We start from the raw sequence: 21,430 nt of genomic DNA, 5'->3' as shown, positions 1-21,430 counted from the left end.
GGCGGACGACGGCTGTGGTGGGATCGGGGCATGCGTGCGCCACCGTGGCTCGACTCCGGCACCCTCGGCCGCGACCTCGTGCTGGCCGGCGCGTCACTGGCCGGTGGCCTGGTGCTGCACGCCCTGGGTTGGCAACCGCAGGTCCGTCCGGACGGGAACGTGCCGTCGGCGCTGTTCCTGCCGCCGCTGGTGGCGGTCTGCGTCGCCGTCGGCCTACGGCGGGTCGCACCACGCGCCAGCCTGGCCGTGGGGACCGGCGCGCTGGTGGTCGACACGGCGCTGGGCAGTTCGCTGGGCACGGTCCTGGTCTACACGCAGGTGCTCTACGACGCCTGCGTGTACGGCCCGCCCCGGCTGTGGCGGTGGTTGCTGCGGATCACCGTGGCGCTGAGCCTGGTCGGGGTGGTCGTCGGCGTGCTCGGGTACGGCCAGTGGCGCGGCGCGGCGCTCGGGGTGCTGGTGGTGCTCGCCGGGGTGCTGCCGGTCCTGACCGGCATCAGTGTGCGGCAGTACCGCGACCAGGCCGCCGCCGAGCGGGCGCGGGCCGAGCAGACCGCCCGGTTGGTCGAGTTGGACCGTCGGCAGGCGGTCAGCGCCGAGCGGGCCAGGATGGCCCGGGAGCTGCACGACGTGGTCGCGAACCACCTCAGCGCGGTGGCCATCCACGCCACCGCCGTGCTGTCCGTGCCCGGGTTGGATCGCGGCCAGGTCGAGTCGGCGTTGCGGGTGATCCGGGAGAGCAGCGTGCAGGGGCTGGCGGAGATGCGTCAGATGATCGAGGTGCTGCGCGAGCCGGGGGCCACCGGTGGTTCGGCGCCATCGGGTGACGACCCGACCGTGCCGGAGGTGATCAGCGCCCGGCTGGCCGAGGCGGACGGGCTGGTCGACCGGATCCGGGCCGCCGGCCTGGCGGTGCGGGTCCGCACCGACGGCACGCCGGGGCCGCTGCCGGTGGCGGTGGACCTGGCCGCGTACCGGATCGTGCAGGAGTCGTTGACCAACGCGCTCAAGCACGGCACGGGTGAGGCCGACCTGACGATCGCGTACGGGTCGGCGGAGGTGGTGCTGACTGTGGAGAACCCGGTGCGCCGGCACGGGGTCGGTCTGCCGGGCGCCGGGGCCGGGCTGATCGGCATGCGGGAGCGGACCACGCTGCTGGCCGGTCGGATCACCGCGGGGCCGCAGGATGGTCGCTGGCTGGTCCGGGCCGCCCTGCCCACCGGGGAGGTCGGGTGACCGGGCCGTCAGGCCACGCGGGCACGGCGACGGTACGGGTGGTGCTCGCGGACGACCAGCCAGCGGTGCGGGCGGGGCTGGCCCTGATCCTGGGTGGCTCGCCGGGCATCGAGGTGGTCGGCGAGGCAGGCGACGGCGACGAGGCGGTGCGGTTGTGTCGGGAGTCGCGCCCGGACGTGGCGGTCCTGGACGTCCGCATGCCCCGCCGGGACGGGATCTCCGCGACCCGGGCCATCGTCGCCGACGGGCTCGCCGACGTGCTGGTGCTCACCACCTTCGACCTCGACGAGTACGTCTTCGGCGCGTTGCGTGCCGGTGCGGCCGGTTTCCTGCTGAAGGACACCGACGCCGACGGCCTGGTGGCGGCGGTGCGGACGGTGGCGCGTGGCGACGGCTTCATCGCCCCCGCGGTGACCCGCCGGTTGATCACCGCCTTCGCGGCCACCACGCCGGGCGCGTCCGCGGCCACCCGGGCCGCGCTGGACACCCTCACCCCACGCGAGCGCGACGTGCTGGCCTGCCTCGGCCTGGGCCTGTCCAACCAGCAGATCGCCGATCGGCTGGTGCTGGCGGAGAGCACCACCAAGACACATGTGAGCCGGATCCTGGCGAAGCTGAGCCTGCGTAGCCGGGTGCAGGCCGCGATCCTGGCCCAGGAGCTGGGGCTGCCCGCTCCCCCACAACCGTGAACCGGTTTCTGTCCACTCTGGACAGGAGGGTGCCGCCCCGCTGCCGTACGCTGCGCGCCACCGGCGTCGATGCCGGCCGCTCAGAATGGGGAAACCGTGCGACGGTGGTGGGGGACGACGATCCTGACGGCGCTGATCGTGGGGACGGGCGGTTGTGACGTCATCCTCGCCGACGAGTCGGCACCGCTCTTCGCACCTGAGGCAGGGGTTTGTCACGCCGCCGCCTCCGACGAGCGCAGCCCTGAGGCGTACACGCCGATCCCCTGCTCGTCGAAGCACGAGACGGAGACCTTCCTGGTCGGCCGGTTCGGCGGCGCGGACGCCGCCGCGTCGGCGCCACCGGCGGCCGGCACCGAGGGCAGCGGGCGGGTGTACGAGTCGTGCGACGCCGAGGCCGACTTCTTCCTGGGTGGCGAATGGCGCGAGTCACGGCTGGCGATGCGGGTGCTGATCCCGTCGGCGGCGCGCTGGGAGGCGGGCGAACGGTGGTACCGCTGCGACCTGCTGGAGATGCATGCGGTGGACCGGTGGTTCCCGAATCCCCGGGCAAACAGCCTGAGCGGCGCCCTGACCGGTGACTCGCCGCTGCGGCTGAGCTGCTTCACCGAGCCGGAGGAAACCTCCGATGGCCTTGTCAATCTGCCGCCAGCCTCGTGCGTCGGACCGCACACCACCGAGTTCGTCGGCATCTGGCGGGCCGGGCCGGACGTCGAGAAGGTGACCGACGAGATCGTGGACGCGGGGTGCCTGTCGACCATCGCCAGTCATGTCGGACTGCCGGAGAGGACTCTGGGGCGCCGTTTCGAGCCGTTGGCGCTCGCGCCCGAGGGCGAGCCGGAGTGGCAGGCGGGCACGCTCGGCGTGTGGTGCTTCCTCCACAGCACCGATCGGGTGCTCAACGCGTCGGTCAAGGGCGCCGGTCGAACCGTCCTTGCGGCGGCCCGCTGACCGGTGCCGGCGTGGTTGGCCTGCTCACGACGTGTCAGGCTAGGGCGGTGAGCACGCCGGGCGGTGGGGAACTGTCGGCCACGCTGCGTCGGATCGAACGATCGGCGGGGGCGTTGGCCACCTCCAGCGTGGCCCGGATGGACGAGACGCTGCCCTGGTTCCGGGCGTTGCCGGCCGACCAGCGTTCCTGGGTGATGCTGGTGGCCCAGGCGGGCGCGAGGTCGCTGGTGCAGTGGCTGCGCGAGGGCGGCGGCACGACGGACAGCACCCAGGAGGTCTCGGACGAGGTCTTCGCCGCCGCCCCGCAGGCGCTGGCCCGGTCGATCACCCTCCAGCAGACCGTGGCGTTGATCAAGGTGACGATCGACGTGGTCGAGGAGCAGGTGTCGCACCTGGCCGCCGAGGGCGAGGAGCAGCAGCTACGCGAGGCGGTGCTGCGCTTCTCCCGGGAGATCGCGTTCTCCGCCGCCCGGGTGTACGCGCGGGCCGCCGAGTCGCGCGGCGCCTGGGACGCCCGGTTGCAGGCGCTGCTGGTCGACGCGCTGTTGCGCGGTGACTCGCCGGACGTCCTGGCCAGTCGGGCCGCCGCGCTCGGCTGGGCGGACGCGCCGCCGGTGGCGGTGGCTGTCGGTCGGTCGCCCGGCGGCGAGGTCTCCGCGGTGCTGCACGTGGTCTACCGGCAGGCCCGCCGGATCGGCGTGGAGGTGATCGGCGGCGTCCACGGCGACCGGCTGGTGATCGTGCTGGGTGGCGCACCTGACCCACTGACCGCCACCGCGAAGCTGCTGAGCGCGTTCGGGGACGGCCCGGTGGTGGTCGGTCCGGCCGTACCGAGCCTCGACGAGGCGACCGAGTCGGCGCGGGCCGCGCTGTCCGGCTTTCGGGCCGCACCGGCCTGGCCGAGCGCGCCCCGGCCGGTGCCGGCCGCGGACCTGCTGCCGGAGCGGGCCCTCGCCGGCGACGCCGAGGCCCGTCGGCGGCTGCGTCACGATGTGTACGCGACGCTGGTGCGCGCCGGAGGGGAACTGCTGGCGACCCTGGACGCCTTCCTGGCCGCCGGTGGCACACTGGAGAGCGCGGCGCGGGCACTGTTCGTGCACCCGAACACGGTGCGCTACCGGTTGCGCCGGATCGCCGAGGTCACCGGGTTCTCGCCACTGTCGCCGCGCGACGCGTTCGCCCTTCAGGTGGCGCTGACCGTGGGTCGGTTGGATCCGGTCGCCCCGCTGGCCTCGCCGGTCCCGACTCAGACAATGACCCCGGCTACCCGGAAATCCGCCCAAACCGAGGATGATCCCCGCCGATCTTTGTAGGAACCCTCCAAAGGTCCTAGTGTGGTTTGGTCGAAGGCGGCACCGCGTTACCCGCCTTTATCCGGGAGAGTCATAGACGTGCTCGCCGTACTTAGTCCCGGCCAGGGTTCTCAGAAACCCGGCTTCCTGACCCCCTGGCTCGACCTGACCGGCACCGAGGCGCGACTGCGCGACTGGTCGGCGTTGGCCGGGGTCGACCTGCTGCACCTGGGCACCAAGGCCGACGCCGACGAGATCAAGGACACCGCCCGCACCCAGCCGTTGCTGGTCGCGGCGGCGTTGCTCGCGGCCGAACACCTGCCGCTGGACGGCGTCGCGCTCACCGCCGGCCACAGCGTCGGCGAGTTGGGTGCGGCTGCCCTGGCCGGTGTGCTGACGGCCGACGCCGCGATCACCCTGGCCGGTGTCCGCGGCCGGGAGATGGCCGCCGCGTGCGCGCTGGAGCCGACCGGAATGGCCGCGGTTCTCGGTGGTGACCCCGACGAGGTGATCGCCGCGATCGAGGCGAACGGGCTCTACCCGGCCAACCGCAACGGCGCTGGGCAGATCGTCGCCGCGGGCGCCCTGGACGGGCTCGACAAGCTCGCCGCCGCGCCGCCCGCACGGACCCGGATCATCCGGCTCCAGGTGGCCGGCGCGTTCCACACCCCGTACATGGCTCCGGCCGAGACCGCGCTCGCCGCGGAGGCCGCCGGGATCACCCCCGCCGACCCGGCCCGGACCCTGCTGTCGAACCTCGACGGCACCGCCGTCGACAACGGCGCGGCCATGGTGCAGCGCCTCGTTCGTCAGGTCACCGCGCCGGTGCGCTGGGACCTGTGCATGCGTACGCTGGCCGACCTCGGGGTCACCGGCGTGATCGAGCTGCCCCCGGCCGGCACCCTCGCCGGCCTGGTCAAGCGGGAACTCAAGGGCGACGGCGCCCCGGAGATCGTCACCCTCAACACCCCGGACGACCTGCCGGCCGCACGGGACCTGATCGCCCGTATCGGAGGTCGTTCATGACTGGCAGTCGCATCGTCTCGATGGGGCACTACCAGCCCTCCCGGGTGGTGACCAACGACGACATCGCCCAGCTCGTCGACACCAACGACGAGTGGATTCGCGACCGGGTCGGCATCGTCAGCCGGCGGATCGCCGACACTGAGACGGTCGCCGACATGGCCGCCGCGGCTGCCGGCAAGGCGCTGGCCAACTCGGGCCTGACCGCCGCCGACATCGACCTGGTAGTGGTCGCCACCTGCTCCTCCATCGATCGCAGCCCCAACGTGGCCTGCCGGGTCGCCGCCAAGCTGGGCATCACCGCCCCCGGCGCGTTCGACCTCAACACCGCCTGCTCGGGCTTCGCGTACGCGCTGGGCACCGTCGACCACGCCATCCGGGCCGGGGCGTCGCGCAACGCGATCGTCATCGGCGCGGAGAAGCTGTCCGACTTCACCGACTGGACCGACCGTTCCACCTGCATCATCTTCGCGGACGGCGCCGGTGCCGCTGTGGTCTCCGCCACCGCCGACGACGAGCCGACCGGGATCGGCCCAGTCGTCTGGGGTTCGGTGCCGGACAAGAGCGACGCGGTCCGCATCGAGGGTTGGCGCCCGTACATCCAGCAGGAGGGGCAGGCGGTGTTCCGCTGGGCCACCACCGCTATCGCGCCGCTCGCGCTGCAGGCCTGCGAGCGGGCCGGGGTCGACCCGTCGGAGCTGGCCGCGTTCGTGCCGCACCAGGCCAACGCCAGGATCATCGACGGCATCGCCAAGCGGCTCAACATCCCCGACGCGATCATCGCGAAGGACATCGTCGAGTCCGGCAACACCTCCGCGGCGAGCGTGCCGCTGGCCCTGTCCAAGCTGGTCGAGCGCCGGGAGGTGCCCTCGGGCGCACCGGTGCTGCTGTTCGGCTTCGGCGGTGGCCTGACCTACGCCGGTCAGGTCGTCCGCTGCCCCTGATGACCCCCTCGGGCGCGTACGCGTCCAGGAGTGGCGGTCGGCGACGCCGACCGCCGGAGAACCCCGATGAAAGGAACCAACCGCAATGACCCGTGACGAGATCACCACCGGCCTCGCCGAGATCCTCGAAGAGGTTGCCGGGGTGAACCCGGACGACGTGGCCGAGGGGAAGTCCTTCACCGACGACCTCGACGTCGACTCGCTCTCCATGGTTGAGGTCGTTGTCGCGGCCGAGGAGAAGTTCGGCGTCAAGATCCCGGACAACGAGGTGCAGAACCTCAAGACCGTCGGCGACGCTGTCAGCTACATCGCGGCGCAGTCCTGATCATGAGTCGTCCAGACGTCGTCGTCACCGGGCTCGGCGCGACGACCCCGCTTGGCGGGGACGTCGCGTCGACCTGGGACGCCATGCTCGCCGGCCGCTCCGGGGTGAGTGCCCTCACCCAGGAGTGGGCCGAGCAACTGCCGGTCCGGATCGCCGCCCAACTGGCCGTGGAGCCGTCCGAGGTGCTGGACCGGGTCCGCCTGCGCCGCCTGGATCGTTCCGAGGCGATCGCGATCATCGCGGCGCAGCAGGCCTGGGCGGACGCCGGCCTCGCCGGTTCCGACCTCGACGGGGAGCGGTTGGCAGTCAGCGTCGGCTCCGGCATCGGCGGTGCCACCACCCTGCTCGCCCAGGACGACATCCTGGAGGCGTCCGGGCCACGGCGGGTCTCCCCGCACACCATCCCGATGCTGATGCCGAACGGTCCGGCCGCCTGGGTCGGGCTGGAGCTGGGCGCCAAGGCCGGCGTGCACTCGGTGGCCAGCGCCTGCGCCACCGGCGCCGAGGCGATCGCCCTCGGCCTGGACATCATCCGCTCCGGCCGGGCCGACGTGGTGGTGGCCGGCGGCACCGAGGCGGTCATCCACCCCCTGCCGATCGCCGGCTTCAGCTCGATGCGGGCCATGTCCACCCGCAACGACGACCCGGAGCGGGCCTCCCGCCCGTGGGACCGGGGCCGGGACGGCTTCGTCCTCGGCGAGGGCGCCGGCATCGTGGTGCTGGAGCGGGCCGAGCACGCCGCGGCCCGGGGCGCCCGGGTGTACGCGCGCCTCGCCGGCGCCGGCATCACCTCCGACGCGTACGACATCGTGCAGCCGCACGCCGAGGGCGAGGGCGCCATCCGGGCCATCGCCAAGGCGATCGCCGACGCGGACGTGGCCAAGCGGGACATCGTGCACGTCAACGCGCACGCCACCTCGACTCCGGTCGGGGACATGCTGGAGATCGGTGGGCTGCACAAGGCGCTCGGCGACCACCCGGTGCTGTCCGCGACGAAGTCGATGACCGGTCACCTGCTCGGTGCTGCCGGTGCGCTGGAGTCGATCGCCACCATCCTGGCGATCCGCGACAGTGTCGTCCCTCCGACGATCAACCTCGACGACCCGGAGCCAGGCCTCACCCTGGATGTCGCCGCGCACAAGGCCCGCCACATGGAGATCCCGGCCGCGTTGAACAACGCGTTCGGCTTCGGCGGCCACAACGTGGCGCTGGTCTTCGCCCGCCCCTGAGATCCCGCGAAAGGGCCCCTCCTCGTCGAGAGGAGGGGCCCTTTCGTCGTTCAGCCTCGGTTGCGGGGGTGCTGCTTCGCGGTGCGCTCGTTGCCGTGGCGGTAGTTGCCGGTCCAGCGGGCCATCACCAACTGCGGGTCGTCGTCGACCTCGGCCAGGAACTCCGCGGCCCGAGCGCCACGCAGCGTGCCGGCGACCCGGCCATGGTGGGTGATCACCACAGTGCCGTCCGCCCGTTGCTCGTGCCGGAATCCTGCTGCCGCTCCCATGGGCTGAGGCTGTCAGACCGACCGGCGCGGGGGCGACCCGATTTCCGTCGCGCGGGCCCACGATCCCGATTGACGTCGAGAGACCGCACGGCTTAGATGGGCCGACTGAAGATCGACTGACGGGGATCACCACGATGGACACTCGCACCCTGGTCGCCGTGTCGACGGCGCTCACCCTCGGCCTGCTGGCCGGCTGCGGCGACGACGCTGCCGCTCCCGCCGGGCCCGCGGCCGGCGGCCCGGCCCCACAGGCCACTGGCGAGCCCTGGTACGACGAGACGACCCCGGCCTCGCCCGGCGGCACCAGTTCCCCCTGCCCGGTACCGGTGACGTTTCCGCTGGCCGACGGGTGGGCGGCGAAGGCGATCGAGCCTCCCAAGGGTGAGCTGGCCGAACAGGTCGGCGAGGCGCTCACCAAGCGCGGCGGCAGCACCGTGCGCTGCGAGGTGGATGGCCGCTCAGCCGGCGGCGGATTCCTGCGGATCTGGGCGGCGGACTCGCCGACCGTCACGCCGCGCGCCGCGCTGCAGAGTTTCGCCGCCGGGGCCGGCGAGACGGTCGCCGGTCAACAGTTCCGCGACCTCCGCGCCGGCGGCTTCGACGCCACCGAGACGACCTGGCTCGCCACCAGTCCGCTGACCGAGGAGGAGTCGCGAAACTGGGCGCTGGCCGTCCAGTCGGCGGGGCAGACGCTGGTCTTCACTGTCAGCGAGGGGCTGATCACCGAGCGGGCGGACGTGCTGCCGGCGTACCGGCTCGCGGTGCGAGGGCTCGCGAAGAGCGAGTGAGGTGGGCGCTGAGCCGTCGGCGTCCGATCGGTCAGGTGCCACAGGTCGTCGCGGGCAGTCCGGGAACGGCCACCGGGGACCGGCCACCCGGCCGGGCCTTGCCGGCGAGCACGGCGGCCAGGGCGGTCATCGAGGCACGGCTGGAGGAGTACGTGGCCAACAGCGTCGGTGACTTCGCGTCGCCCAGCACGTACGGCGTGTCCATGGCGACGGTGATCGCCGCGTCGGGACTCAGGTCCTTGGCGCCGTCGCCGTATCCCACCAGGTGCACGATGGTGCCGCCGCTGGGCTTGACCTGCACCCCGGCGGCGGTCAACGCGGCGGTGAGCGCGGCCCGGGTGCCGTCCCGACCGCCGGACGAGGTGACGGTGACCGGCCCGCGTACCGCCTTGCCGCAGGCGCCGCGCAGCACCGTGACGGCGGCGGCGGCCAGCGCGTCGGCCGCCGCCCGGTGCGCCGGGGTGTTGAGGGTGGACATCTGCGCCGCCGGCAACTCCGCGAGCTTGAACTTCATGGTCAGCACTCGGGTGACCGCCTCGACCAGCCGGGTCCGGGGCAGCGATCCGCCGCGCAGCGCGGCGAGCAGCCCGTCGTACGCCTGACCGACGTTCGGGGTCATCAGGATGAGGTCGTTACCGGCGTTGAGCGCCCGGACCGCCGCCTCGCCGGGAGCCCAGCGCATCGCGGGCGGCATGTTCATCCCGTCGGTGATCACCACGCCCTTGAAGCCGAGTTGGCCGCGCAGGACATCGGTGAGCAGCTTGTGCGAGAACGTCGCCGGGGTCCCCGGGTCGATCGTGCGCGCGTCCAGGTGACCGGACATCACTGCCATCGCGCCCGCGTCCATCCCGGCGGTGAACGGCGGCCACGCGCCGCTCCGCAACGCCGCGGCGGACTGGGTGAGCACCGGAAGGTCCTTGTGCGAGTCGTCGGCGCTGTGGCCATGCCCGGGGAAGTGCTTCAGGGTGGCCGCGACCCCGACCGCCTGGAGGCCGCGGACCGCGCCGCCCACCTGCGCCGCGGCCTGCTTCGGGTCGGCGCCGTACGACCGGGAGCCGATCACGGCGCTGCGGGTGGCCAGCACGTCGGCCACCGGAGCGAAGTCGATGTTGATGCCCATCGCGGCCAACTCGGCGCCGGCGGCCCGCCAGGCGGCCTCGGTGAGCTTCGGGTCACCGGCCGCGCCGGCCGCGAGGGCGCTGGGCAGCACTGTGACCCCGTCGGTCACGCGGGTGACGACGCCGTACTCCTGGTCGGTGCCGATGAGCAGCGGCGCCGAACCGGCGGCGAGCCGACCGGCGGCGGTCCGCAGCCCGGTGGTGAGTTCGTGGACCTGCTTGGGGTTGTCGACGTTGGTGGTTTCCTGGTTGCCCTTTGTCGGGTCGTCGGCGCTGAAGCCGACCAGGATCAGACCACCCAGTCGGTACTTGGCGATCATGTCGGCGGGGGTGTCCACCCCGGCGAGGGCCTGGTTACCGGCCGCCGAGCCGGCGGAGACCTTCGTCGCCGAGTCGCCGTAGGCGTACGGCATCAGCACTTGGCCGACCAGATCTTCGTCGGACAGCGTCGCCACCAGCGCGGCGGCGCGGCCGGCGGGGTCGCTGGCCGGCGGCGCCGCCGGGACGCTCGGGCCCGCGGACGTGGCGACCGGGCTGGGCGTCGGCGTGGGGCGCTCCGGGTCACCTGAGCAGCCGGAGACGAGCAGGGCGGTCAGGGCGGCGACAGCGACACTGGCGCGCCACGGGCGATTCGACACGCCGCCCATCCCACCAGCTTCTCCCTTATCGGGGCAACTTGACCTTACCGGTCGTCACCGGTGCGACGGCCCACGGCCAGCGGCCCGCCGACCGGGTCAGCCGACCCGAGTGAGCAAGGTCACCGGGGCACCGTCGCCGGCGTACCGGTAGGGCTCCAGGTCAGCGTCCCACGCGGTGCCGAGCGCCTTGTCGAGGGCGTGCGCCAGCGCCTCAGGGGCCCGGGAGGTCGCCATCAGCGCCCGAAGGCGGTCCTCGCCGAGCTGGATGTCGCCGGCCACGCCGACAGTTGCCCGGAACAGGCCACGGGCTGGCACGTACATGAACCGCTCACCGTCGGCACCGGGACTCGGCTCCTCGGTGACCTCGAAACGGATCATGGGCCACTGCCGGAGGGCAACAGCCAGCTCGGCGCCCGTCCCCGGACGACCGGTCCACCCGCACTCGGCCCGGCGTGCGCCGGGGTCGACGGGCTGAGCCGTCCACTGCAGGTTGACCGGCGCGGCTAGGACGCGCGCGATCGCCCACTCGACGTGTGAGCACACGGCGAGCGGGGTCGAATGGACGTATACGACGCCACGCGTTGGCACGGTGACCTCCCGGGAGAGCGAGGTGCGTCTTCCCCTACGACCTCGTCCACCCAGGTGGCTGCTGCAACACATGATGACTCTTGTGACGCGTGGTGCGCCAGGGAATCGGAAAAAACGCCGGGTGGAATAGCCGGACGGGTGGTCGCCGTTGCCTCTCAGGACACCGCGACGACCAGCATGATGTCGTGGTCCTGTACAGTTCCACCGGCGGCTTATGCCGCGTTACACCTTCGCGGGTCGAGTCACGTACGACCCGCACACAGCCCCCGGACGTCCAGTCCTCCCGTACGTCTTGCAAGGAGTACCTCCGTGGCGAGCAACACCTCTAAGACCGCGCGCGCGTCCGTCCGGGCCGGCCAGGCTGGCCAGGGTGGCGCCCTCAGCGTGCTGGGCGAGTTCAAGTACCTCATCCCGCTCAACGGCGGCAAGCACGCCTACGTGCGGAACCTGACCAACGGCAAGACCGCGCACCTGCGCACGGACTCCGACGCCTTCGTCGAGGAGATCCGCGTTCTGGCCGCCGCCGGCCACGCCGCCAAGATCCGGGCGGAGATCAACAACCTGGCTGTCACCCACCCGGGTGACGGCTGGGAGGCCACCGAGAAGCGCCTGGTCGCGGCCGGCGTCTTCGAGGGCTGAGCCCTCCCCCACCGCACCAACGAAACCGCCCGCTGGGACTTCCCGGCGGGCGGTTCCGCATGTCCGGCGGCAGGTCAGCCTGGATCGAGCAGGGCGACCTCGCCGCTGGCCAGGTCGTAGAGGCCGCCGACCACTGCCACCCGACCGGCGGCCACCGGCCCGGCCAGTAGGTAGTCCTCGCGCAGGGTGCGCACCGTGCGCCGGACGTGCCGACGGATCGCCAGCGGCTGCACCGCCGGATCGTCCAGCCCCGCCTCGGTGACCGCCGGGGCGATCTCGTCCACCAGGTGCGCCAGCGACCCGCCGGGACGCTGCCCGGTGCGCAGCGCCTCCACGGTGGCCTGCACCGCGCCGCACCGCTCGTGGCCGAGGACCATCACCAGCGGTACGCCGAGCTGGCCGACCACGTACTCGATCGAGCCGCAGACCGCGCGATCGAGCACGTGCCCCCCGGTACGGATCACGCAGATCGCCCCGAAGGTCTGGTCGAAGATCGCCTCCAGCGGCACCCGGGAGTCGATGCAGCCCAGCACCACCGCGTACGGCTGCTGGTCGCCGGAGGCTGCGGCGGCGGCCGTGACGTCGTGTCCGTGCACCGGCTGGCCGCTGACGAACCGCCGATTGCCGGCGAGCAGGTCGGCCAGCGCGGCGCGGGGTGTGCCGCCGGCCTGCCGCCCCTGCCCCGACGTCGCACCCATGGGCGCTCCCGACGACCCCATGCCGTCCAGCTTGGCCCGCCGCCGTCCGGCACGGGCGAGGTCGGGAATCTTCGGCACAGCGCGATTGGCGTGGTGTCATGGCGGGTAGCCGGTGTTACCGCCGGGTATCGGAGGTGCTGGTGGTACTGGGCGGCCCTGGGGAGGTGTGGCGATGCCGGAGCGGTTCGAGGTCGGTCTGCCGGACGGCGTACGGCTCAACGTCGAGGCGACGGGTCCGACGGACGCCCAGGTCACCGCCATCCTGCTGCACGGCTGGACGCTGGACGGGCGTGCCTGGCACCGGCAGGTCGACGCGCTCACGGCACCGCCGTTCGGCGATGCGGTGCGGGTGGTCGCCTACGACGCACGGGGGCACGGTCGGTCGAGTTGCATGGCGCTGCCCACTGCCACAGTCGCCCAGTTGGGTGACGACCTGGCCGCGGTGATCGACGCGGTCGCGCCGACCGGCCCGGTGGTGCTGGTCGGGCACTCGATGGGCGGCATGACGATCATGGAGTACGCGCACCGCCACCCCGCGCACTTCGCCGCCCGTACCGCCGGCCTGGTCTTCGTCTCGACCACCGCCGAGGGGCACACGCACACCGTCTACGGGCTCTCGCCGCGGATCGCCCGGTTGATCCGGTTGGCCGAGACGACCGGCGCCGGGGTGCTGGCCCGGTGTGGCTCGTGGCGTGCGCCCCGGGCGCTGCTGAACGCGCTGCAACCGAGCATCCGGTGGATGCTCTTCGGTGACCGCTGCGAGCCGGCCGACATCCGCCTGGTGACGTCGGCGGTGGCTCGGGCCTCGCTGCGCTCGATCGGCGGGTTCCGCGCCTCCATCGGCACCCAGCACCGACTGGACACCCTCGCCGCGTTGGCCCACCTGCCGGCCGCCGCCCTGGTCGGCGACCGGGACCGGCTGACCCCACCGCCGTGCGCCGAGTCGATCGCGGGGGCCCTGCCGGCCACCGAGCTGACCGTCTGCCCGGGTGCCGGGCACATGCTGATGATGGAGCGTCCGGACGAGGTCAACGCCGCGCTCGGCGGCGTGCTGCGACGGGTGCTCGCCGAATCGCCGCCGACTCACCGTGGCGCACCGCAGCCGACTCACCGTGGCACGGCCCCCGCCGAGGCGGGTGCCTGAGCACGTTCGCGCACCTCGGGCGCGGCGGGTCGGGCCCAGGGCCGTACTCTTCTCGGTTGGCCCGCGCGGTTCCCGCCGCCTGCCGGCGACCTCTGAAGGAGCGTGCGTTGACCGACCAGACCGGCCTGGAGCAGGAGATCGCCGTCGAGCAACGACACCTCGACCGGGTGTACGCCCGACTGGCCGAACTGCGGCAGTCGGCCGTCCGCGCCGAGCGTGACGGCTACCGGATGGCTCGGGTGGGCACGCACGGCGCCCTGGTCGAGCGCGACGCGATGGTCTTCCACGCGGCGCAGCGACGGCACACCCTGGACGCCGAGCACGAGGGGCTGGTCTTCGGTCGGCTGGACCTGCGCGACCGTCAGGTGCTGCACGTCGGGCGACTGGGGATCCGCGACGAGAACGCTGTCACGCTCGTCGTCGACTGGCGCGCGCCGGCCGCAGCCGCCTTCTACCAGGCCACCCCGGCACAGCCGCTGGACGTGGTGCGGCGCCGCACCATCCAGTCCCGCGCCGAGCGGGTCACCCGGATCGAGGACGACCTGCTGGACCCGACGGCCGCCCCGGAGGGGATGACTGTCGTCGGTGACGGCGCGTTGCTGGCCACCCTGTCCAAGGCCACCGGCCGGGGCATGCGCGACATCGTGGCGACCATCCAGCGGGAGCAGGACGAGGCGATCCGCTCGCCCGGTTCCGGCGTGACGATCGTCGCGGGCGGCCCCGGCACGGGCAAGACCGCTGTCGCCCTGCACCGGGCCGCGTTCCTGCTGTACTCCGACCGCAGCCGCTACGCCGGCGGCGGCATCCTGGTGGTCGGCCCGTCGTCGGTCTTCGTCGAGTACATCGGTTCCGTGCTGCCGTCGCTCGGTGAGGACACCGCGACCCTGCACTCGCTGGGCACCCTCTTCCCGGGGATGACCGCCACCCGCCCCGACCCGCCCGAGGTGGCGGCGGTGAAGGGCTCGCTGCGGATGCGCCGGGTGTTGGAGCGGGCGGCCCGCGACGCGGTGCCGGGCGGCCCGGGTGAGCTGCGGCTGCTCTACCGCGGCACGCTGCTGCGGTTGGACCGGGCCGCGCTGGACCGAATCCGGGATCGCGCGCTGCAACGCGGCGCACGACGCAACGAGGTGCGCCGGGCCGGTTTCGACGGGGTGTTCGCCGCGCTCTGGGCGCAGGCCCGTGAGCTGAGCAGCGGTCGGCTGCCGGAGCAACCGGCCTTCGAGGCGGAGATCGCCGAACGGTCGGAGTTCCGGGAGTTCCTCAAGGCGTGGTGGCCTCGGCTGCACCCCCGGCACGTGCTCGGCTGGCTGGCGCAGCCGGACCGGCTGCGCCGGTACGCCGGGGGGATCCTCTCCTCGGCGGAGATCCGGCTGCTCAACGCCGCGTACCGGAACCTGGACTCGGCCGGGCTGACCATCGCCGACGTGGCGCTGCTTGACGAGTTGGACGCGTTGCTCGGTAAGCCCGCGCAGCCGGCCCGCGCGCGACGCGATCCGTTCCAGCTCGCCGGCGGCGTCCGTGAGCTGAGCACCCTCGGCGAACGGCAGCGGGCCGCCCGCGCGGCGGCCCGGGAACGCCCGGAGGACTACCGGGAGTACGCGCACGTGGTGGTGGACGAGGCGCAGGACGTCTCGCCGATGCAGTGGCGGATGATCGGTCGACGCGGCCGACTGGCCTCCTGGACCGTGGTGGGCGACCCCGCACAGACCGCGTGGACCGGCGATCCGGAGGAGCTGGACCGGGCCCGCGACCAGGCGCTGGGCCGGCGCAAGCGACACGACTTCACGCTCACCACCAACTACCGCAACTCGGCGGAGATCTTCGCGGTGGCGGCGGCGGAGATCCGTCGGCTCTACCCGGACCTGCCGCTGCCGACCGCCGTCCGCTCCACCGGGGTCGAGCCGGTGGAGCTGGTGGTGCCCGCGACGGGGTTGGAGACCGCGACGGTGGAGGCCGCCGCCGGCCTGCTGGCCGAGGTGGAGGGCACGGTCGGGGTGATCACGCCGGTCCCCCGCCGGGACGAGGTCGCGGGGTGGCTGGGCGCGCTCGGCGCGCCGAGGTTGCAGGTGGTGACCAGCCTGGAGGCCAAGGGCATGGAGTACGACGGGGTGGTGCTGGTCGCCCCGAGCGAGATCCGGGCAGATCCGGGTGCCGGGGTGCGCACCCTGTACGTGGCGCTTTCCCGGGCCACCCAGCGTCTCACCACCATCGACCCGACCGGCTGACGTGTGCGGAGCGCCACCAGCGGACGGCGCTGCCCGTACACTTGCACACATAGCGATGTGAGCATACATTTGACCGGGTCCCGACCAGCGGCGGAAGGTGGTTCTCGTGGGCGCAGGTCATGACCACCACCATGGGTCCGTCGCCAATGCCGCACACCAGCACCGAGGTCGACTCTGGGCGGCGTTCGGGTTGCTCGCCACCCTGATGGTGGTCGAGGCGGTGGCCGCCCTGCACACCGGCTCGCTCGCCCTGCTCTCCGACGCCGGGCACATGTTCACCGACGTGCTCGGCATCGGGATGGCGCTCGCCGCCATCACGGCGACCCGGCGGGCGACCGGCGACCCGCAGCGCACCTTCGGGCTCTACCGGCTCGAGGTGCTCGCCGCGCTGGCCAACGCCGTCCTACTCTCCGGCGTCGCGATCTACGTGGTGATCGAGGCGATCCGCCGTTTCGGCGACCCGCACCAGGTCATCGCCGGCCCGATGCTCGCGGTGGCCGTGCTCGGCCTGCTCGCGAACATCGCCGCCTTCGCGCTGCTGCGCGCCGGGGCCCGGGAGAGCATCAACTTCCAGGGCGCCTACCTGGAGGTGCTCGGTGACCTGCTCGGCTCGCTCGGCGTCATCGGCGCGGCGCTGCTCATCACCGTCACCGACTGGTGGTGGGCCGACCCCCTGGTCGCGGTCGCCATCGGCGTCTTCATCCTGCCGCGCACCTGGCGGCTGGCCCGCGCCGCCATCCGCATCCTGGTGCAGGCCGCCCCGGAGCACCTCCAGGTGACCGCCGTGCACGACCGGCTCGCCGCCGTTCCCGGTGTCGTCGAGGTGCACGACCTGCACGTCTGGACGCTCACCTCGGGCATGGAGGTGGCCTCCGCCCACCTGACCATGGCACCCGGCGCGGAGGTCGGCGCGGTGCTCACCGCGGCGCGTACGGCCCTGCACGACGACTTCCGCATCGAGCACGCGACGTTGCAGATTGAGCCCGGCGCCGCTTCTGGAGCCTGTGGCTCCATCGAATGGTGACGGATCCGTAATTTTCCGTCGTGACGCACGCACCGTCCGTCACATCGGCTGCAGCGGCCCCACCCGCACCGGTAGGCTCGGTCCCGGCCTCCACCAGGCGGCGCCCTCCCGGCGCCGGTGGCGGTCGCCGCCTAATCGCCCAACTGGGCGAACCGGGGAACCATGTTCCTGGGGTGTATCCGCGTCAGCGGTAGGGATCTTCCGTCCCGAACCCGTCAGCTAACCCGGTCGGCGGCTGACGGAAGGACATGCGCAGTGGCACCAGCACGACCACCCGCCGCCCGACTGGCGGCCCTGATCGTCGCGATGTTCGCCCTCGGCGTCGCGCTTCCGGCCGGCACCGCCTCGGCCGCTCCCCCGACCGGCCTGCGGGCCGCCGCACCCGACTCCGACGAGGAGGGCGGCACCCCGGCGTTGCGGGCCCAACTCGAGGCGGCCAGCAAGGGCTACCTGGACGCGAAGCGCGCCCTGGACACCTCGGTGCAACGGCAGAAGCAACTCGCCACCCAGCTGACGACCATCGAGGGTGAGATCGACCAGCGCAACGGCAAGGTCGGCGAGATCGCCGAGGTGGCCTACCGCACCGGCCGGCTCGGTGCGATGTCGGCGCTGCTCAACAGCAACACTCCGGAAGGCTTCATGGACCGGGCGGCCGCGCTGGACGCGGTGGCGGCCAACGAGGACCGGGTGCTGCGCGACCTGCTGGACAGCAAGGACAAGGCCAACCGCACCCGGGTCGCCCTGGACGGCGAAATCAACGAACAACGCAAGCAGGTCGCGGTGATGGCCAAGCGCAAGGAGCAGGCCGAACGGGCCCTGACAGTGGCCACCACACCCAAACCGCAGACCACCGCCGACGGCGGCTCCAACCGGGGCACCTCCAGCGCCAACGCGAAGGCCGCACCGCGCAACTCCGACGGCTCCTGGCCCTCCGAGTCGTGCAGCGTCAACGACCCCACGCCGGCCAACGGCTGCATCACCCCGCGCACCCTGCACGCGCTCAACCAGGCCAAGGCCGCCGGATTCACCCGCTACGTCTCGTGCCACCGCCCCAGCGGCTCCGGCGAACACCCGAAGGGCCGGGCCTGCGACTTCGCGGCGCAGAAGGGCGGCTTCGGCGGGAACGCCACCGGCGGCGACAAGACGTACGGCAACAACCTGGCGGCGTACTTCATCCGCAACGCCGACCGGCTCGCCGTGCTCTACGTGATCTGGTACAGGCAGATCTGGCTGCCCAGCAGCGGGTGGAAGTCGTACAGCGGGGCGCAGGGCACCCCGTCGACCGACCACACCAACCACGTACACCTGTCGGTCTACTGACCCACGCGTCGTGATGCCTGTGAGTCATGGGTTGGCTCACAGGCATCACGTGTGTCCGGGGCGGGGCTACGTCGCCGGGCGTACCCGTGATGTCGTCGATCGTCGGACGACCCGGCAGCGGTCGGCGGGAAGCATCGCGGTATGCCTCGGATCCGACCCACCACCCGCAAGGCGCTGCTCACCCTGCATCTCGTCACCTCGCTCGGCTGGCTCGGCGCCGACCTGGTGCTGCTCACCCTCGGCATCGCCGTCCAGCGGGGCGCCGACCCGGCTGTGGTCTATCCGGTCACGGCCCTGGTCGGCACTGTGCTGTTCGCGCCGCTGAGCGTCCTGGTCTGGCTGATCGGGGTCGCCAGCTCGCTGCTCACCCCGTGGGGCCTGCTGCGCCACCGCTGGGTGCTGGTCAAGCTCGTGCTCACCACGGTGATGGTCGGGCTGGTGCTGTTCCTGCTCACCCCGAACCTGCGCCACGCCGGAGCGGTCGGCGCCGCCCTGCCCGCCCGGGATCGCGCCGACCTGGTCATCGCGCCGGCGGTGTCGACCAGCCTGATGATCATCGCGACGGTGCTGTCCACCTACAAGCCCTGGGGCCGGCGTCCCGCCACCCGACCGGCCCGCACCAGCCGTGATCGCGCCGCAACCACGATCTAGACACCACGCCCGCTGAGCACGTCGCACCAAGCGCAAGCGACCTGCCCAGCTCCGCGATCTTGCACTTACTGTCCCGACATATGGGGCATTACGCCGATATAGACAACCGAAACTACAAGATCGACGCGGCGGGGCGGCGGGGCGGCGGGCGGGGCGGGGCGACGCGGGTCAGGTCGGGTTTGGCGGGGTGCCGGTGCGGTCGAGGGCCGCGCCCAGCCGGGTGGCTAGGGCTAGGTGAGCGGCCTGGGCCTGGCGGAACGCGTAGCGGAACAGCGGCGTCGGCGCGGTCAGGGTGATCTCCACGTCGATGCGGACCAGGCCGTCCGGCTCGGCGCGTAGCCGGGTGTGGTTGCGCACTGTGGTGGCCGGCCACTGGCGGGCCACCATGACGATCTCGTCGGCCTCGCTGATCAGCACGTCCGCGTGGTAGGTGGTCCGGAAGCGCAGCGGACCGGCCGCCAACCGGTCGTTGATCGTGTAGCTGGCCTGGGCGCCAGGCCGCGGCGGCACCCGGCGGACCCGGACGATCAGCGGGTGCAGCTCGCCCTGCCGGGTCAGGTCGCTGAGCAACGCTGCCGCCTCGGCGGGTGAGCACCGGGCCTGGACGGTGTAGCTGAAGGTATCGCTGCTGCGCACACCGTCTCCCGCCGTCGTTTGTCGCTCGATCGTCCCGTACCGATGTCTGGCTGGCAACGCCCCCGGGCCCTCGGCGCCGCGCCGGACCCGGCCGATGCGACGACCTGCCACCACCTGCGCCATTAAGGTCGGTTAGTGCGAAATCTTCCCCGAAGATGCCGGAGGGCGGCCAGCATGAACGGCGACGACCGATGAGTGGGCACGTGATGGTCTTCGCGCCCACTCCACAGCTGACGGTGACCGTGGACCAGCCCAACGACCACCCCGAGCTGCACCTGCACCCTGGCGGGCAGGGCGTCTGGCAGGCCCGGATGGTGATCTCCCTCGGAGTCGACGTGGTGCTCTGCGCCGCCCTCGGCGGTGAGATCGGCCAGGTGCTGGAGCCACTGCTGGTCAGTGAGGGCGTGGACCTCAAGGTGGTGGTCCGTGACTCGGGCAGCGGCGGGTACGTGCACGATCGCCGCGACGGCTCCCGGCAGGAGATCGCCGACGTGCCCGGGCAGCCGCTGAGCCGGCACGAGATCGACGAGCTGTACAACCTCGCCCTCGGCGAGGGCCTGCAGGCCTCGGTGAGCATCCTCAGTGGGCCGAACGAACCGTGGCTCGTACCGGCCGACCTGTACCGACGCTTCGCCGCCGACCTCGGCGCGAACGGCGGCCGGGTGGTGGTCGACCTCTCCGGCGATCACCTCGCTTCGGTGCTGGAGAGCGGTGTGTTCTTCCTCAAGGTGAGTCACGAGGAGTTGATCCGCGACGGCCGCGCCCGCAGCGACGACACCGAGGAGCTGACCCGGGCCATGTACGAGCTGCACGCGGGCGGCGCCGAGACGGTGGTGGTGAGCCGCGCCGACCAGCCGGCGTTGGCGCTCATCGAGGGGGAGCTGTTCCAGGTCGAGATGCCCCGGCTGGAGGCCGCCGACCCGCGCGGCGCGGGTGACTCGATGACGGCCGGAGTGGCGGCCGTCGTGGCCAGGGGCGGGGACATTCGGACCGCCATCCGCACCGGCGCCGCCGCCGGCGCACTGAACGTGACCCGGCATGGCCTGGGCACCGGACGGCTGGACTCGATCACCGGCCTGGTGGACCGGGTCCGGCTGGTGCCGGCGGACAGCCGGCAACAGGAGCGGACCACCCCGGACGAGCTGGCCGGCCGGGTGGTCGAGCGATGACACTGCGGGTGTTGATCACCAACGACGATGGGATCGCGGCGCCGGGCATCCAGGCGCTGGCCTGGGCCGCCCGGCAGCGGGGCCTGGACGTCGTGGTGGCCGCGCCGATGGAGGAGGCGAGCGGCACCAGCGCCGCGATGAGCGCCATGGAGCGCGACGGGCGAGTCGTCGTGAACGACCATCCGCTGCCGGACCTGGCGGGTGTGCCGGCGTACGGGGTCGCCGGGTCACCGGGCTTCATCACGCTGATCGCCCTGCACGGGGCGTTCGGCCCGCCGCCGTCGGTGGTGCTTTCCGGGGTCAACCGGGGCGCCAACGCCGGCCGGGCGGTGCTGCACTCCGGGACGGTGGGTGCCGCCTTCACCGCCGCCACCAACGGCTGCCGGGCGATGGCGGTCTCCCTGGACGTGCTCTCCGCCGGTGAGGCGACGGCCGCGAGCGGTGGCGCCGCCGTGGACGCCGCAGCCCGGGTACGCGACGCCGAGCGGCACTGGGGCACCGCCGCGCGGGTGGCCCTGGACCTGCTCCCCCGCTTGACCTCCGCGCCCCTGGAGAGCGTGCTCAACGTGAACACCCCGGACCTGCCGCACGGGCAACTGCGCGGGGTGCGGCGCGGCACCCTGGCCAGCTTCGGTCAGGTGCAGATGACGGTGGCCGAATCCGGCCACGGGTTCGTCCGTACCTCGCTGGAGGAGCCGGGGCAGGCCGCACAGCCGGGCACGGACGTGGCGTTGCTGGCCGCCGGGTACGCGTCGGTGACGGCCGTCCGAGCGGTCACCGAGGCGACCGACGTCGACCTGACCGGCCTGGACGAGCAGCCCTGACGGGCAGCCCGGC

21 protein-coding genes, 1 pseudogene and 1 riboswitch are annotated in these 21,430 nt (G+C 72.8%); of the genes and pseudogenes, 17 read left to right on the top strand and 5 right to left on the bottom strand.

Translation table 11 applies throughout. The annotated features are described in order from the left end of the window. Positions 1-30: 30 nt before the first annotated feature. From OG992_RS28600 to fabF, 8 genes and pseudogenes are all read left to right on the top strand, one after another. Positions 31-1,236 carry a sensor histidine kinase gene (locus OG992_RS28600; protein WP_266304775.1) on the top strand — a complete coding sequence of 402 codons (1,206 nt, stop codon included), beginning with the start codon at positions 31-33 and terminating at the stop codon, positions 1,234-1,236. Continuing rightward, complete coding sequence (locus OG992_RS28595; RefSeq protein ID WP_266304774.1) at positions 1,233-1,925, top strand: response regulator transcription factor; 693 nt, start codon at positions 1,233-1,235, stop codon at positions 1,923-1,925. The genes OG992_RS28600 and OG992_RS28595 overlap by 4 nt, the downstream gene beginning before the upstream one ends. Before the next feature lie 96 nt (positions 1,926-2,021). Next, positions 2,022-2,873, top strand: a complete 852-nt coding sequence (locus OG992_RS28590) for a septum formation family protein (protein WP_266304773.1) — start codon at positions 2,022-2,024, stop codon at positions 2,871-2,873. Positions 2,874-2,884: 11 nt separating this feature from the next. Then, a complete protein-coding gene (locus tag OG992_RS28585) occupies positions 2,885-4,186 on the top strand; it encodes a helix-turn-helix domain-containing protein (RefSeq protein WP_308193761.1) in 1,302 nt (433 codons plus the stop codon). A gap of 78 nt (positions 4,187-4,264) precedes the next feature. After that, positions 4,265-5,173 (top strand): annotated as a pseudogene (locus OG992_RS28580) (ACP S-malonyltransferase); the annotation flags it as partial. A gap of 14 nt (positions 5,174-5,187) precedes the next feature. Continuing rightward, entirely contained in the window at positions 5,188-6,132 is a 945-nt protein-coding gene (locus OG992_RS28575; protein WP_238687214.1) for a beta-ketoacyl-ACP synthase III, read from the top strand. A gap of 85 nt (positions 6,133-6,217) precedes the next feature. Beyond that, positions 6,218-6,457, top strand: coding sequence for an acyl carrier protein (locus tag OG992_RS28570; protein ID WP_030330276.1), 240 nt, complete (start codon positions 6,218-6,220; stop codon positions 6,455-6,457). A 2-nt stretch (positions 6,458-6,459) separates the two neighbouring features. After that, positions 6,460-7,686 (top strand): beta-ketoacyl-ACP synthase II, encoded by a 1,227-nt coding sequence (gene fabF, locus OG992_RS28565; RefSeq protein ID WP_124855678.1) that lies wholly within the window; start codon positions 6,460-6,462, stop codon positions 7,684-7,686. 50 nt (positions 7,687-7,736) lie between these two features. Here fabF and OG992_RS28560 read toward each other — a convergent pair whose 3' ends face one another. Next, positions 7,737-7,955 carry a hypothetical protein gene (locus tag OG992_RS28560; RefSeq protein ID WP_238687213.1) on the bottom strand — a complete coding sequence of 73 codons (219 nt, stop codon included), beginning with the start codon at positions 7,953-7,955 and terminating at the stop codon, positions 7,737-7,739. Between the two features lie 134 nt (positions 7,956-8,089). On the opposite strand from OG992_RS28560, the gene OG992_RS28555 reads away from it, so the two are divergent. Continuing rightward, entirely contained in the window at positions 8,090-8,743 is a 654-nt protein-coding gene (locus tag OG992_RS28555; protein ID WP_238687212.1) for a lipoprotein, read from the top strand. A gap of 31 nt (positions 8,744-8,774) precedes the next feature. Here the strand turns inward: OG992_RS28555 and OG992_RS28550 are convergent, their stop codons facing one another. Then, positions 8,775-10,508 carry a glycoside hydrolase family 3 protein gene (locus tag OG992_RS28550; RefSeq protein ID WP_266304772.1) on the bottom strand — a complete coding sequence of 578 codons (1,734 nt, stop codon included), beginning with the start codon at positions 10,506-10,508 and terminating at the stop codon, positions 8,775-8,777. Between the two features lie 87 nt (positions 10,509-10,595). After that, positions 10,596-11,087 carry a DUF3145 domain-containing protein gene (locus tag OG992_RS28545; protein WP_238687210.1) on the bottom strand — a complete coding sequence of 164 codons (492 nt, stop codon included), beginning with the start codon at positions 11,085-11,087 and terminating at the stop codon, positions 10,596-10,598. Between the two features lie 309 nt (positions 11,088-11,396). On the opposite strand from OG992_RS28545, the gene OG992_RS28540 reads away from it, so the two are divergent. Further along, positions 11,397-11,726: a hypothetical protein gene (locus tag OG992_RS28540; protein WP_238687209.1), complete on the top strand. Its 330-nt coding sequence runs from the start codon at positions 11,397-11,399 to the stop codon at positions 11,724-11,726. A 74-nt stretch (positions 11,727-11,800) separates the two neighbouring features. Here the strand turns inward: OG992_RS28540 and OG992_RS28535 are convergent, their stop codons facing one another. Continuing rightward, complete coding sequence (locus OG992_RS28535) at positions 11,801-12,424, bottom strand: carbonic anhydrase (protein WP_266304771.1); 624 nt, start codon at positions 12,422-12,424, stop codon at positions 11,801-11,803. A gap of 172 nt (positions 12,425-12,596) precedes the next feature. On the opposite strand from OG992_RS28535, the gene OG992_RS28530 reads away from it, so the two are divergent. From OG992_RS28530 to OG992_RS28510, 5 genes are all read left to right on the top strand, one after another. Next, positions 12,597-13,568: an alpha/beta fold hydrolase gene (locus OG992_RS28530; RefSeq protein WP_266304770.1), complete on the top strand. Its 972-nt coding sequence runs from the start codon at positions 12,597-12,599 to the stop codon at positions 13,566-13,568. A gap of 107 nt (positions 13,569-13,675) precedes the next feature. Further along, on the top strand, positions 13,676-15,793 hold the full coding sequence (locus tag OG992_RS28525; RefSeq protein WP_238687207.1) for an AAA family ATPase: 2,118 nt from the start codon (positions 13,676-13,678) through the stop codon (positions 15,791-15,793). Positions 15,794-15,899: 106 nt separating this feature from the next. Next, positions 15,900-16,817, top strand: a complete 918-nt coding sequence (locus OG992_RS28520) for a cation diffusion facilitator family transporter (RefSeq protein ID WP_266304769.1) — start codon at positions 15,900-15,902, stop codon at positions 16,815-16,817. Positions 16,818-16,935: 118 nt separating this feature from the next. Next, a riboswitch (cyclic di-AMP (ydaO/yuaA leader) is annotated at positions 16,936-17,067 on the top strand. A gap of 56 nt (positions 17,068-17,123) precedes the next feature. Continuing rightward, on the top strand, positions 17,124-18,137 hold the full coding sequence (locus OG992_RS28515) for a hypothetical protein (RefSeq protein ID WP_238687303.1): 1,014 nt from the start codon (positions 17,124-17,126) through the stop codon (positions 18,135-18,137). A gap of 141 nt (positions 18,138-18,278) precedes the next feature. Then, on the top strand, positions 18,279-18,788 hold the full coding sequence (locus tag OG992_RS28510; protein ID WP_266304768.1) for a hypothetical protein: 510 nt from the start codon (positions 18,279-18,281) through the stop codon (positions 18,786-18,788). Positions 18,789-18,956: 168 nt separating this feature from the next. On the opposite strand, the gene OG992_RS28505 is transcribed toward OG992_RS28510, so the two are convergent. Further along, positions 18,957-19,424: an SRPBCC family protein gene (locus tag OG992_RS28505; RefSeq protein WP_238687205.1), complete on the bottom strand. Its 468-nt coding sequence runs from the start codon at positions 19,422-19,424 to the stop codon at positions 18,957-18,959. 191 nt (positions 19,425-19,615) lie between these two features. Here OG992_RS28505 and OG992_RS28500 point away from each other — a divergent pair, with 191 nt between their 5' ends. Further along, complete coding sequence (locus OG992_RS28500) at positions 19,616-20,593, top strand: 1-phosphofructokinase family hexose kinase (RefSeq protein ID WP_266304767.1); 978 nt, start codon at positions 19,616-19,618, stop codon at positions 20,591-20,593. Further along, entirely contained in the window at positions 20,590-21,417 is an 828-nt protein-coding gene (surE, locus tag OG992_RS28495) for a 5'/3'-nucleotidase SurE (protein ID WP_238687203.1), read from the top strand. The genes OG992_RS28500 and surE overlap by 4 nt, the downstream gene beginning before the upstream one ends. Positions 21,418-21,430 lie beyond the last annotated feature (13 nt).

It is taken from the genome of Micromonospora sp. NBC_00362 (assembly GCF_026342155.1).
Classification (GTDB): Bacteria; Actinomycetota; Actinomycetes; order Mycobacteriales; family Micromonosporaceae; genus Micromonospora; species Micromonospora hortensis.
Note: the sequence above shows the minus strand (reverse complement) of the source record. Positions and strands in the feature narration are given on the sequence as shown.